We start from the raw sequence: 13279 nt of genomic DNA, 5'->3' as shown, positions 1-13279 counted from the left end.
TGATTCCACAGTCTCGCGGCCGAGTCCTGCTCATGTCGCACGAACAGATTTGCGCTCATTGAGACGGTGTCCGCGTTGCCCGCGACCGGGCAATCCTGTATTGATGGTTGTATTGCGATAAAAACAAGTTTTGATCATTGATTGGGCAAGTGGACGATGCCTCTACCGGTTCTCAAGATTCAGCCGACCATGGATTTCAGCCAGGTCGTGCAAGACACCGGCGCGGACACCGCCGTCACCATCTTCCGCCCGAACACGCCGGACGGCTGGTTCTTCTTCGGCGACTATTGCCAGCCGGGGACGCAAGGCCCTCTCGGCTCCGGATTCGTAGTCCAGGTCGTCCAAGATGATCCCACCTCCCCGGCCCTCGCGGCGCCAAGTGGATGGAATTTCATCACAACGGGCTTCTATTCGACATTTCCGCCCTCTCTGTATCTATGCTGGGCGCCCCAAGCCCCACAGGGCTATGTGGGCTGCGGACACGTCTGGACCACGTATGTTCCGTCCGAGACCGATCGAGACCTGTTCACGATGGACGGAGGAATAGTCAAGATTTTGGATCGCATTGCGACGGGGGACGCACCGCCGCCCAATATTCCGACCTTCCGATGCCTCAACGCCAATCTGGCCAAGTCCTATCCGCTCACCACGCTGATCTGGGACGATCACGGCAGCGGCTGTAACTACGATACGTCGTGCTGGTCGATCGCACCGCTTGCAACCTTCTTCGTGTGGCCGCAGAACGGCGTGACGCCGACAGTTTCAGCGTACATCCCGAGCCAGCCCATTCCCGTCATGCCCGACTGATCGCATCCAGTCGCGGCCGAACGCGTTTGCCGGTCGAACAAGCTTTTTGAACAATAGCCACTCCGATTTACAGGAGACTATTCAAATGAGCTTACCTGTCCTCGAGATTCAGCCTGTCAGTCAATTCACGCAGATTGCGTCCGCGATCACCAACGGCTCGGTCTACTGCCAGCCGGATGGATCAATCCCGGAGACGCCCAGCGACATCGTCCAGATCGAGAACGACGCCAAGTCATACGAGTTGAGTACCCTGCTCTGGAACGACAGCGGTAGCGGCTACCGCGCCGCCGACACGGCACTGTGGGCGATCTCGCCACTCAACACCTTCTTCGCCTGGCCGAACCACAATAACCCCACCGGCACCGCGTTCGTGCCGATCCAGCCAATTTCCGTGCGGTAATGTTGCAGGCGGTCCGAATGCCGGCCCGGCATCGTGCCGCACTTTCAGAACACGTTGCTTCACGCGCCTCACAAGGCGCAACTCGGTAACGTCATCAAGAAGGCTCGAGCGATGTCGAACAATCCTTACCGTTGGCTCGCGGGCTGTTTTGCGTTGCTGCTGATTGCTGCTGCGTCGATTTATGCGCTAGCACAAAGGCCGGCGGCAGCGACCGCGCCCGTGACAACACCCGGCGAAATCAGGCTCGACGCCGGAAGCGACGCCGACGGCAACTTCACCGTCACCATCCCGATCGACGTGCCGCCCGGCATCGGCCAGGCGCAGCCGAGCCTGTCGCTGCGCTACAGCAGCGGCGGCGTGAATGGCCTGCTCGGCGTCGGCTGGCAGTTGACCGGATTTTCGGCGATCACCCGGTGCCCGGCCATTCCGGCGGTCGACCAGCGGCGCGGCACGGTTTCCTTCAACAGCGACGACCGCTATTGCCTCGACGGCCAGCGCCTCATCAATGTCTCCGGAGACTATGGTCAACCGGGGACGGTGTACCGCACCGAACGCGAATCCTGGCAGCTCGTCGTCAGCTCGAGCACCATGTGCGGCAACGCGCCCTGCCAATTCACACGCACCTCCAAAACCGGACAGGTGACCGTATTCGGAGGCACGCCCGACAGTCGTGCACTGGCCGGCTCGGGACCGAACGTGCGCAGCTGGCTGATGTCATCGACCAGCGACACCAACAGCAATCTGGTGACATTCACCTACGCGCCCAACCAGGGTGGCAGCCCGAACATTCAGACCATTGCTTACGGCCAGAACACCGCCGTGGCCGGCACGGCAGCAAACCGGTTCGTTCGTTTTGTGTATCAGGACGGCACGCGGTCCGATCCGATCACCAATTATGTCGGCGGTATATCCTATCGGCAGACCGCTCTGTTGACGCACGTCCAGACCTACGTCGACGCGGCCCTGGTCCGCGACCTGACGATGTCCTATACCCCGAGCGTCGCCACCGGCCGATCGCTGCTCACGCAGCTGCAGCGCTGCTCGCCATCCCAATGCCTGACACCGACGACCATCGCCTGGCAGGGCCAGCAACCACCGACTTTCACACCGCAAGCGTTGAATTTTTCCGCGGCTCTGCCCGGCACGATCACGCCGGTCGTCATGGATGCCAATGGCGACGGGATCGGCGACCTCGTCGGAATGACCCAGGACAACGTCAACCAGTATGTGGCGCCGGCCATTTCGAACGGCTCGACCTTCAGCGTCTGTCCCAATCCGTTGCAGATTCCAATTCAGCCCAGCGGCTTTGCGCTGGCCGCCGACCTCAACGCCGACGGCGCCTCGGACTTCGTCTACACCTTTCAACAGGGCGGCCTGTTCGGTTTCGCGCTGTTCTTCGGATCGCAAAGCGGCTGCGACTTCACGACCGGCCCCTCCGGCACCTTCAACCTTCCCGCCAACCCGGACTATCAGTGGGCCGCCGACATCAATGGCGACGGCAAGACCGATCTGGTCGCGGCCTGGAAAACCCCGACCGGCCTGGATGTGGAGGTCATGCTGAGCCAGGGCGGCACCCTCGCGCCCCCGGTTTCGACCACGCTCGCGTTCGACCCCACCAGTGCGAACATCTTTCCCGCCGACGTCAATGGCGACGGCATGGTCGACCTGGTGCAGATCACATCCGGCCCCAACAACACGGCACTCGTCCTCGCCGCGCAGTCGAATGGCGCGGCCTTCGGAACTCCGATCCAAACCCAGCTCGGCACCAGCTCCTTGAACAGCATGCTCGGGATGTGGCCGGTCGATATCAACCATGACGGTCTAACCGACATGGTCTTGGCCCAGACCGGAGCGAACAATGTGGTCACGCTGCTGCCGCTGTTTGCCAACGGCGCCGGGGGCTTCGAGGCGGGCACACAGACGATTACCAACAGCCCGGCCGCCAACACGATCTTTCTCGGACCACTCGACACGACCGGCAGCGGCACCCCCAGTATGGTGCAGATCTACAGCGACGGCGGCAACATCTCGGCTTCGGTGTTCCTGCCCACAGCGGGCATCTTCAGCGCCGGCCAAACCTTCAGCACGAATTTCAGCGCATCGGCCGCCTCGAGCATCCTGCCGGCGGATTATATCGGCAATGGACGCGCCGACCTGCTGCAGGTCTGGAGCAACAATGGCGCCGCGGCCGTCTCCGGCCTCAAAAACGCGAACACCGGCGCGGACCTGATCCAGTCGGTGACGAACGGCCTCGGCAATGTCACGACCGTCGCGTACGGGCCGCTGTCGGACCCGACCCTTTACACACCCGGCACGTCGGGATCCGACGCGCTGACCTACGCTTATCGCATGACGCCGAGCACCGGACCTTTCCAGCGGGTCGGCGGCGGCGTCCGGCAAGTGGTGCGCAACATCACCCGCAGCAATGATCCGCAACTGAACGCGAGTGCCTATCAATACACCGAGAGCTTTCGCTACGCCGGCGGCCTCGTCGATTTGAGCGGCCGCGGCTGGCTCGGCTTTCAGGCCGTCGAACGCACTCAGGCCGATCTCGGGCGTATTCGCGTCATCAGCTACAATCAGGCCTTTCCGCTCACCGGCACCGCGGCGTCGGTCAGCCTTTACTGCACCCACGGCACAAGCCCCGATCCGAAGTGCAGCGGCGATCGCATGCTGCTCAATCAGACCGTCAACAGCTTCGCCGCGGTCACCGTCGCAGCCGGCGCCGGGCCGCTGCAAACGCCGATCCAGGATACCCGGTTGCAACAAGTCGCCGTCTCGGCGTTCAACTACGGGCAGCCCGATTTCACGCGGCGGCGCGCCTATCAATACGACAGCTATGGCAACATCGCCCACATCGCGGATTTCGGCGTCACCGGTGCCGAAAATCCGGTCTACACCTGTTCGGCGTACCTCAACCAGACCAGCGCAACCGGCTGGGCGCTCGGCTATCTCCAGCACCGGAAGACGTCTCGCTCCACCGACTGCAACAATTTCACCACGTTCACCGCCGGGCAGGACTTTCACCTCGAGCACTACACCTACGATGGCGCGTTCAATCAGGTGAGCTACGCGATCTACGATGACGGCAACGCCGCGGAGCTGGTCACAACCTACAGCTACGACGGCTTCGGCAATCGCCTGAGAGAGGTCCTGCCGGGCAACCGGTCGAGACAACTGAGCTTCGACCCGACTTACAACACATATTTGCTGACGGTCACCGTGCCCACGCAATCGGGCGGCACGGCGGTCACGACCTATGGCTACGATCCGCGCTTCGGCCAACAGGTCGCACGCACCAATTCCAATGGCGCGACCTTCATCGCGTGCATCGACGACATCGGACGCGTCACCGCAACGCAGGGACCCGTCCCCACGGCTCCGGCAGGCGTGAGCGCCGGCGTCAATTGTGTCGGCCCCAATACCGGTCCCGCCGCTTTTCAACAAGCGGCGGTGGTCACCACGGCAACGGCACGCCCGATGCGAGATGCGTCCAATCGATTCTATGTCGAGGTGCAGCAGGCCGAATCCTGGCCAGTCGGCCAAACACCTGGCGAAGTGCGCTGGCGCCGCTCCTATCAGGACGGCCTCGGACGCCAGTACATGCTGACCGCGCAGTCGGACGAGAATCCGTCCGGCGTCATGGTCTGCGCGAATTTCGATGCCGACAGCCGCACATCGCGCACGTCGCTTCCCGCGTTCCTGCAGGAGCAGACGTGCGGCTCGTCGTCGGGCAGCGGCCTGCTGTGGGCGACCCAGACATTCGATGCCTATAGCCGCCCGGTCACCTCCTCCACGCCGCTCACCGCGGACGGCAGCAGCACGACATCGACGACATATGCCTACGCATCCGGACTTGTGTCGACCGTAACCAAGGGCACGGACTCCGACCTCCTGCAGACGACGGTTCAGTCCGGCTATTTCAACGGCCGGCGCAAGATCGTCTCGATGGCGCTCGCCGGCGCAGGCCCAACCGTCTACGGCTACGATCCGACGGGCAAGCTGACATCGATCGTCGAACCGCCGACCGCGAACAACCCATCCGGGATCAAGACCACGATCGGCTACGACTCGGTCGGACGCCAGATCCGCGTCGACAACCCGGACCAGAACACGACCGGCAATCCCGCGATCAGCGCCGAGATCCGCAGCTACGGTCTTGACGGCCTGTTGGCCTCGCGCACCGACGCCAAGGGGCAACGCACTAGCTTTACCCGCGATGCCCGGGGCCGTGTGCTGCAGCAGACCGACCCCGACGGGACCATCACCTATGGCTATGACAATCCAACGGCCAGCGGTGTCGAGCGGCTCACCTCGGTCAGCGCGACGAATGCAGGCAACCCGAGCTATAGCCGCGCATTCGCTTATGACAGCTACGGCAATCGCAACCTGGAAACCATCACGGTCACGGCCGCCCGCAGCTCCTACACCGCGAGCAAGGTGTTCGACCCGAAAGCGCGCGTGCAGCAGGAGCACTATCCCGACGGTTCGCTGATTGTGCGCCGCTACAGCGGCGGCAACCTGCGCGGCATCGACCTGAACGGCAGGCCCCAGGTGACGTTCAAGGCCTATACCGCGCTGGGCCAGCCCACGACCACACAATATGCCAACAACGCCGCCGCGACCGTGGCCTATCTCCCGAGCGGACTGCCCGCGCGGGAAACCCTGGTGGATGCCACCGGCGCGAAGCAGGTCGACAACCTGCTGCAATGGGACGGACTGCTCAATCTCCGCGGTGTCGCCGACCAGATCAAACCCGGCGGCCATGACTACAGCGAAACATTCACTTACGACTCGGGCCGCCTTGTCGGCGCCACCACCAATCAACTCTACGCGGACCAGGCCTACCAGTATTCCGCCGACGGCAACCGGACCCAGGTCAATGATCTGCAATTGACCTATCAGGCGCATCGCGTGGTCGGCGCAACGAATGCATCGCAACCGGTGCTCGCCGTCAGCTACGATCCCAACGGCAATGTCAGCTCGCGCACCACCGGCAGCGTCACCACCAGCTTCACCTACGATGCCCAGAACCGCCTGACCCTGGTGCAGAGCACAGGGGCCGCGCAACTGCAGAATCTGGCGTTTACCAACACCGGCCGGCGCCTTGCGAAGCGAACCCCTGACGGCACCACGGTGGTCTACCCGTTCGCGAATTTCGAGGTAACGCAGGTGCCGGGCGTCGCACCGCTAACGACGGTGTATCTGACCGGTGGTTCGCGCAGGTACGCCGCGATCAGCCAAGGCGGCACGGGTGCGAAACGCCCGACCGGAACGCCGGTCCCCGGTACGCGTTTCGTGCACGCCAATCAGGTGCGCAGCACCACCGTAACGCTGGATGACCAGGGCCGGCTGTCCTCCCGCTTCGCCTACATGCCGTTCGGAGCCCCGGTCCCGGCGGCGAGCAGCGGCCCGGACGACGTACGGCCGAAGTTCCAGGGCAACGAATTCGAACAAACCGCACAGATCTATTACTTCGGCGCACGCCATTATGAGCCCGGGCTGGGGCATTTTCTGACGGCGGACACCCAACCGGCAACGAACGTGTTCCGGCCGGACGCCCTCAACCGCTATGCCTTCGCGATCAACAATCCCGCGACACTGATCGACGAGGCCGGCCACAATATCTTCGATTCGATCCTCGGCGCGGTTATCGGCGTCGCCGAGGTCGCTGCCGGAGCCGCCATCGATGTCTTGAGCGACGGCGCGCTCGAGCCGCTTGGCCAGGGCCTGATCGGCGCCGGCATCAACAGCGTGCAATACAGCGCGACCGCAGGCAATCATTTCAGCTGGAAGCAATTCGGCGATCAGAACGCCACAGGCTTCGTGATCGGCGCGGTGACCGGAGGGTTCGGAGAAGAAGCCGCCGCGGGCGAAGAGGCGGCGAGCGATGCGGTGGAGACGTCGGCACAGCGCGCCGCCACCGCGACGAGCAACGATATCGAAACCGATGCCGCCGGCACGGCGGTCCGAACCGGGGTCGAACGGGATTCCATCGACGTCGGAACGCAGGCCTCCGAAAAGGCAGACGAGGCAGGCACGGATCTCGGCTCCGACGCCGAGGACGAATGCACGGCGGCGAGCTTCACGGCCGATACGCCGGTGGCGAGTGCCGATGGCCCGGTGCGCATCGACAGCCTGCACATCGGCCAGAGCGTCCTGTCGCGCAATGCGATCGATGGCATCGACCGGCCGCGGCCGGTCACCAGGGCGATGTCACGGACCGTCAGAGACTTGATCGCGTTACAAATCGCCGGCCGCAGCTCGGAAAGGCTGCTGGTCACTCCGGCTCATCCGGTTGCGACAGCGGGAGGCCGCTGGATTGCGGCCGAACATCTCGTCCCCGGCACCGAACTGGTGACGCACACCGGTGACAGCGCCCGGGTGGTCGCGGTGACGCGGCTGAAGCCTCCCGTCCCCATCACGGTGCATAATCTTTATCTCGCCCCCGATCACTCGTATTTCGCGGGCGCCAATGAAATCTGGGTCCACAATCCATGCACGGTCAAGGACAAGAGCGGAAAGACCAAGAAGGGCGCGAAGTACGATGTCATCCTGGAGATGCCGGAATCGGAATATCCGGAGTCGGCGGCGCACATTCGGGATGCCCAGAAGGCAGGCCATGATGAGGTTCTGACGATCGAACGCTCCGGAGCCAAGGCCAATCGCAGGGCCTCGCTTCGCGGCGTGAAAACGGCGGCCGGTCTGGACCGGGACGAATATCCGCCGGCGATGTTCGCCGAGGGCGGCGACGGCGCCGATATCCGGCTTATCGACCAGGCGGATAACCGCGGGTCGGGATCCTCGTTCGGCGGCCAGCTCAGGTCCTTCTTGGATGGCGTGAGAGTCTGGTTCAAGATCGTCAAATGACCAGGGTGGCTTCTGCAGCAAGCGGGCCGGCGCGAAATGCCGAGAACGGCGATTTGGACCTATTCCGGTCGCAAAACCGGTATGCAATTCTCCGGATCGTGCTCTAACCTGGACAGCAGATGGGACCTGGAACGCAACGGCTGCTGAGTCACTCAAGCGCGGGCTTGACGCCGGCGATCGACCAGACGGCTACCGCTCAGGTTCTCGCCGCGATCGATGAAACCATACCCGCGGCGTCGCGCGACGCGATCGCCGAATTGCTGGCCGCACGAAACGGATTTTTTGCGTTCGAATCCGCGCTCCAGGTTTTTCCCGCTCTCGCGTCGGAGCCGTGCGATCTCGCGGCGTGGAACAGCCCCGGCCTGTGGCGGGACACTTATGGAAGCCTAGCCGACGGTCTGATTTTCTTTGCCCAGGATGTGTTCGGCAACCAGTTCTGCGTGACGACAGAAGGGTTCGGCAGCTTCAATGCGGAAACCGGCGAGGTTGAAATCCTCGGCTCCTCGCTGGAACAATGGTGCGACGGCATTCTCGGCGACTACGAATATTTGACGGGCCATCCGTTGTGCCACGCCTGGCAGGCGCAACATGGTCAACTGGCGGCGGATGCGCGGCTGACGCCGATCAGGCCCTTTGTGCTGGGAGGGACGTACAGTCTGGACAATCTGCGGGTCCAGAATGGAGCCGCCTATCTGCGGCAAACCGGGCGGCTTGCAACCATGCTGCGCGACCTTCCGGACGGCACGCAGATTCGCTGGCCCCCACCACCGCAATGACACCGTCGATCGCGCGGACGCGCAGCAAGCTCATTGCCGTGTCAGGATGAACGGATCAGCGCTATCAGGCACGCGGCGCCATTGCGCGTTGTCGTCGGCTTCGAAGCGCCAGACTTCGCCTTTTGCCGACGTCAACTGCAGTTCGCCGCGCTCCAGCCGCCAGGTGACCGGGCCGAAGCCCGCCACGATCGGATCGCAGCGCGGCTTGAGATAAACCGCATAATTGTCCGGCGCGGTTTCGGTGTTGGTGAGGGTCAGGCTGCAGATCGCGCGATCGTTGCCGCGCACCACCGACCAGTCGCCGATCATCTGGTCCATCGATTTCGACAGCGCGCGGGCGGCAGCGAGATTTTGCAGCAGATAGACGCCCTCGCCGCTGCGCTGGCCCTCGAAGATGCCGCTCTCGACTTCGGTGACGTCGATGATGGATTGTCCCTTGGCATCCTGCAGCCGGACGATGTCGAGGCCCTTGATGCTCCAGGCCACGATGTCCTTGGTGAAGGGCAGCGCCGCGACGCAGCCCTTCTCCAGTTCAAGCTTCATGCCGCCGGCGATCGGATCACCCTTCAAGGTGACGACGCAGGTCTTGTTGCGCTCGGCGGTGGCGAGCTCCCATTGCCCGACCATGTCCTGGGCGAGGCTGCGCGTATCCTGCGCCTGCACTGCGGAACCGAAAACGGTCCACAGCGTCAGCACCACGACACCACGCAGCCACGCGCGCATGATCAGCGACCCTTGACGGGCGTCTCCGGGATCGGGGTGATCGGCGGCTTGCCGGAGAACCAGTGCCTGAGGTTGTCGACCACCAGCTGGTCCATCGCATCGCGGGTGACGACCGAGGCGGAGCCGACGTGCGGCAGCAGCACGGTGTTCTGCAGCGCCTTCAACTCGTCAGGCACGTTCGGCTCGTTGGCGAACACGTCGAGGCCGGCGCCGAGAATCTTACCGTCCTTGAGCGCCGCGATCAGCGCCTGCTCGTCGATCACCGACCCGCGCGCCAGATTGACGATGACGCCACGGGGGCCGAGCGCATCGATCACTTCGGCGTTGACAATCTTGGCGGTGGCCGCGCCACCGGGGGTAATCACGACCAGCGTGTCGACCGCCTTCGCCATCTCCACCAGGTTGGGATAATGCTTGTTGGCCACGCCCTCGGCCGGGCGGCGCGAGTGGTAGACCACCGGCACCAGCGAGGCTTCGAGCCGGCGCGCGATCGCCTGGCCAATGCGGCCCATGCCGACCATGCCGACGGTGCGGCCACGCAGCGAGCCGACGGTGAGCGGATAGTTCGACTTGGTCCACTGTCCGGATCGCAGATAACGATCGGCCTTGATGAACTCGCGCAGTGTGGCGATCAGCAGGCCCAGCGCCACGTCGGCGACTTCCTCGGTCAGCACGTCAGGCGTGTTGGTGACGATGATGTTGTGGTCGCGGGCAAACGCCGTGTCGACATGGTCGTAACCAACGCCGAAGCTGGACACGATCTCGAGCTTGGGAAATTTCTCCATCATCGCCTTGTCGGCGCTGACCAGGCCGTTCACCGCGACCCCCTTGATGCGCTCGGCGATGGCCGGGCTGATCCGGTCGAGGTCGCCACGGCTTTCGGCGGCGTGCACCGTGAACATGCTGCTCAAGCCGTCGGTGACGAGCTTCTTGGACTGCCCGTAGGCCAGAACGTCGATCTTTTCCGCACTCATCACATATCCTTTCCAAGCGCGCTTTCGTGCCAGCGTCGTAGCACAAGATACGACACCAGCGAGAGAGCCATATAAATCACAATCCCGGCCACCGACAGCAGCAACAGCGCCGCGAACATGCGCGGAATATTGAGGCGATAGCTCGATTCCGCAATGCGATAGGCAAGGCCCGAGCCGGCCCCCGCCGACCCTGCCGCAATTTCAGCCACCACGGCCCCGATCAGGGACAGCCCGCCGGCGATCCGCAAGCCACCCAGAATGTAGGGCAGCGCCGACGGCAGCCGCAAAAGCTGCAGGGTCTGCAGCGGCGAGGCGCCATAGAGCGTGAACAGCCCGGCGAGATTGCGATCGACGGACTTCAACCCCAGGGTGGTGTTCGACAGCACCGGGAAAAACGCGACAATCCAGGCGCACGTCACCACCGCGACCGGCTGCGGCAGATAGATCAGCAGCAGCGGTGCAATCGCAATCACCGGCGTGACCTGCAGCACCACCGCATAGGGCAGCAGCGAATATTCCAGCCATTTCGAGCGCGAGAACAGCAGCGCGAGGCCGATGCCACCGACCGCCGCCGCGATGAAGCCTTCCAGTGTGGTCAGCAGCGTGACCAGCAGTGATCCGAACAGCAGGTTCCAGTCCTGCAGCAGCGTGGAAAACACCACGACCGGGCTGGGCAGCACATAAGGCGGAATGGCGTTGATACGGACCACCGCTTCCCAGAGGCCGATCATGACCGCAAGCACCACGATGGGCAGCAGAAACCGGAAGACCCGGCCGGCGTCGGAGGTGCGCGCGGCTGGCTTTGCCCACATAGCGGGTTCGCGACGATCGGGACCTTTGGCGATGCTCATCGCGCGATCCCCTTGGTCGCCGCACTGGCATTGGCGAGTGCGATCGACACTTCGCGGCACTGCGCGGCATAGCCCGCCGACGTGCGAAATTCCTCCAACCGCGGCTCCGGCGCATCGATGTGGAATTGCGCGCTGATGCGACCGGGCCGCGGCGTCATCACCACCACGCGTTGCGACAGGTAGACCGACTCGAACACCGAATGGGTGACGAAGATCACGGTCTTGCGCAGGCTACGCCACAGCTCCATCAGGTCGTTGTTGAGTTTGAAGCGTGTGATCTCGTCCAGTGCCGCGAACGGCTCGTCCAGCAGCAGGATATCGGGATCGGTAACCAGTGCACGCGCCAGCGACACCCGCATCTTCATGCCGCCGGACAGTTCGCGCGGATAGACATTTGCGAACTCCGACAGGCCGACCTGCGCCAGCACCGCGTCGACGCGCTGATCCGCCGCGGTGCGCGCGACGCGGGCGAGCTTCAGCGGCAGCCGCACATTGTCCGAAACGCTGGCCCAGGGCATCAAAGTCGGCTCCTGGAACACAAAACCGATCGCTTGCCCGCCGCGGTTTGCACCAGAAGTGACCCTCACGGAGCCCTTCGTCGCCTGGCTGAGGCCGGCGATCAGCCGCAGCGCCGTCGACTTGCCGCAGCCGGACGGGCCCAGCAGCGACAGGAATTCGCCGCGCGACACGTCGAGATCGAGGCCGACCAGCGCAGCCACGCCATTGTCGTAGGTCTTGTCGACGCCGCGCAGGCTGACGGCCACACCGGCCGGCAGCCCCACGTCTGCGCCAGGTCTCTCGATCGCCGGATCAGCCACGCGCGCCGGTCAGTTCTTCGGGCGGCGGTCGACACCGACGCCCTTGTTGGCGAAACGCAGAGTGTAGGATTTCCGATAGTCGATGTCGCTGCGGACCACGCCGGCGCGCACCATTTTCTCGAAAAAGCTCGCCATCCGCGCATCGCTCATGGCGCCGATGCCATCCTTCAGCGCATCGCCGGAATCGACGATGCCGTAGTCCTTCATCTTCGCCACCGAATAGGCCAAGAGATCGTCGGTCATCTCCGGATTGAATTTTTTGATCAGGTCGTTGCCGGGACGGTTGTCGCCATAGATGTAATTGTACCAGCCGATCACCGAGGCATCGACAAAGCGCTGCACCAGATCCGGTTTGCCGTCGGCGGTCTCCCGGCGGGTTTCGATCAGCGTGGAATAGCTGTTGAAGCCATAATCGGCGAGCAGGACCACGGTGGGCTTGAAGCCGGCCTGCTTCTCCACAGCAAAAGGTTCAGACGTCACATATCCCTGCATCGCGCTCTTCTTGTCGGCGAGAAACGGCTGCGCGTTGAAAGTATAGGGCTTCACATTGGATTCGCTGAAACCGTATTCGGATTTTAGCCACTGATAATAGGTCGGCATGCCTTCCTTGGAGACGAACAGCGTCAGCGGCTTGAGGTCTTCCAGCTTGGTCACCTTGGATTCCGGGTGCGCCACGAACACCTGCGGATCCTTCTGGAACATCGAGGCCACCGCCACCACCGGGACATTGTTGGCGACCGCGTCGAACGACTGCAGCGAGTTCGCGCTCATGAAGAAATCGAGCTTGCCCGCGATCAGCAGGATGCGGTTGTTGATGTTGGGCCCCCCCGGCACGATGGTCACGTCGAGGCCATAATTTTTGTAGGTCCCGTCGGCCACCGCCTGGAAGAAGCCGCCATGCTCGGCCTCGGCCACCCAGTTGGTGCCGAACGAGACCTTGTCGAGCCTGGCCGGCGTTTGTGCCCGGGAGGGAACCGTGGCGGCAAAAGCGGCGCCGGCAACGGCAAAACCGAGGGTGAACGCGCGAAACAGCTCCATGGGCCGCATCAGGGGACTCCGT

General features: G+C 63.5%; 9 protein-coding genes. 4 read left to right on the top strand and 5 right to left on the bottom strand.

Going from position 1 to position 13279, the window contains the following annotated elements:
- The first annotated feature begins 156 nt into the window (after positions 1-156).
- The 4 genes from RS897_RS12915 to RS897_RS12900 all read left to right on the top strand — a co-directional run bounded on the left by RS897_RS12915 (position 157) and on the right by RS897_RS12900 (position 8853).
- Positions 157-807 (top strand): Vps62-related protein, encoded by a 651-nt coding sequence (locus RS897_RS12915; protein ID WP_315838624.1) that lies wholly within the window; start codon positions 157-159, stop codon positions 805-807.
- 85 nt (positions 808-892) lie between these two features.
- Positions 893-1207: a hypothetical protein gene (locus RS897_RS12910; RefSeq protein ID WP_315836926.1), complete on the top strand. Its 315-nt coding sequence runs from the start codon at positions 893-895 to the stop codon at positions 1205-1207.
- Positions 1208-1318: 111 nt separating this feature from the next.
- Positions 1319-8077 (top strand): FG-GAP-like repeat-containing protein, encoded by a 6759-nt coding sequence (locus tag RS897_RS12905; protein ID WP_315836925.1) that lies wholly within the window; start codon positions 1319-1321, stop codon positions 8075-8077.
- Positions 8078-8241: 164 nt separating this feature from the next.
- A complete protein-coding gene (locus RS897_RS12900) occupies positions 8242-8853 on the top strand; it encodes an SMI1/KNR4 family protein (RefSeq protein ID WP_315836924.1) in 612 nt (203 codons plus the stop codon).
- A 30-nt stretch (positions 8854-8883) separates the two neighbouring features.
- Here RS897_RS12900 and RS897_RS12895 read toward each other — a convergent pair whose 3' ends face one another.
- Genes RS897_RS12895 through RS897_RS12875 form a run of 5 tightly spaced genes read right to left on the bottom strand, consistent with a single transcriptional unit; the run spans position 8884 to position 13266 of the window.
- Positions 8884-9576, bottom strand: a complete 693-nt coding sequence (locus RS897_RS12895; protein ID WP_315836923.1) for an AprI/Inh family metalloprotease inhibitor — start codon at positions 9574-9576, stop codon at positions 8884-8886.
- Positions 9577-9578: 2 nt separating this feature from the next.
- Positions 9579-10550: a 2-hydroxyacid dehydrogenase gene (locus RS897_RS12890; RefSeq protein ID WP_315836922.1), complete on the bottom strand. Its 972-nt coding sequence runs from the start codon at positions 10548-10550 to the stop codon at positions 9579-9581.
- Positions 10550-11362: an ABC transporter permease gene (locus RS897_RS12885; protein WP_315838623.1), complete on the bottom strand. Its 813-nt coding sequence runs from the start codon at positions 11360-11362 to the stop codon at positions 10550-10552. The genes RS897_RS12890 and RS897_RS12885 overlap by 1 nt, the downstream gene beginning before the upstream one ends.
- A 35-nt stretch (positions 11363-11397) precedes the next feature.
- Positions 11398-12219: an ABC transporter ATP-binding protein gene (locus RS897_RS12880; protein ID WP_315836921.1), complete on the bottom strand. Its 822-nt coding sequence runs from the start codon at positions 12217-12219 to the stop codon at positions 11398-11400.
- Between the two features lie 9 nt (positions 12220-12228).
- Positions 12229-13266, bottom strand: coding sequence for an ABC transporter substrate-binding protein (locus RS897_RS12875; RefSeq protein ID WP_407654477.1), 1038 nt, complete (start codon positions 13264-13266; stop codon positions 12229-12231).
- Positions 13267-13279 lie beyond the last annotated feature (13 nt).

This window comes from Bradyrhizobium prioriisuperbiae (genome assembly GCF_032397745.1).
GTDB classification, from domain to species: Bacteria; Pseudomonadota; Alphaproteobacteria; order Rhizobiales; family Xanthobacteraceae; genus Bradyrhizobium_A; species Bradyrhizobium_A prioriisuperbiae.
Note: the sequence above shows the minus strand (reverse complement) of the source record. Positions and strands in the feature narration are given on the sequence as shown.

Bases quoted from the DNA above. Each gene is read 5' to 3' on its own strand.
- RS897_RS12915 (WP_315838624.1), top strand. From the start codon at position 157: ATGCCTCTACCGGTTCTCAAGATTCAGCCGACCATGGATTTCAGCCAG.
- RS897_RS12910 (WP_315836926.1), top strand. From the start codon at position 893: ATGAGCTTACCTGTCCTCGAGATTCAGCCTGTCAGTCAATTCACGCAG.
- RS897_RS12905 (WP_315836925.1), top strand. From the start codon at position 1,319: ATGTCGAACAATCCTTACCGTTGGCTCGCGGGCTGTTTTGCGTTGCTG.
- RS897_RS12895 (WP_315836923.1), bottom strand. From the start codon at position 9,576: ATGCGCGCGTGGCTGCGTGGTGTCGTGGTGCTGACGCTGTGGACCGTT.
- RS897_RS12890 (WP_315836922.1), bottom strand. From the start codon at position 10,550: ATGAGTGCGGAAAAGATCGACGTTCTGGCCTACGGGCAGTCCAAGAAG.
- RS897_RS12885 (WP_315838623.1), bottom strand. From the start codon at position 11,362: ATGTGGGCAAAGCCAGCCGCGCGCACCTCCGACGCCGGCCGGGTCTTC.
- RS897_RS12875 (WP_407654477.1), bottom strand. From the start codon at position 13,266: ATGCGGCCCATGGAGCTGTTTCGCGCGTTCACCCTCGGTTTTGCCGTT.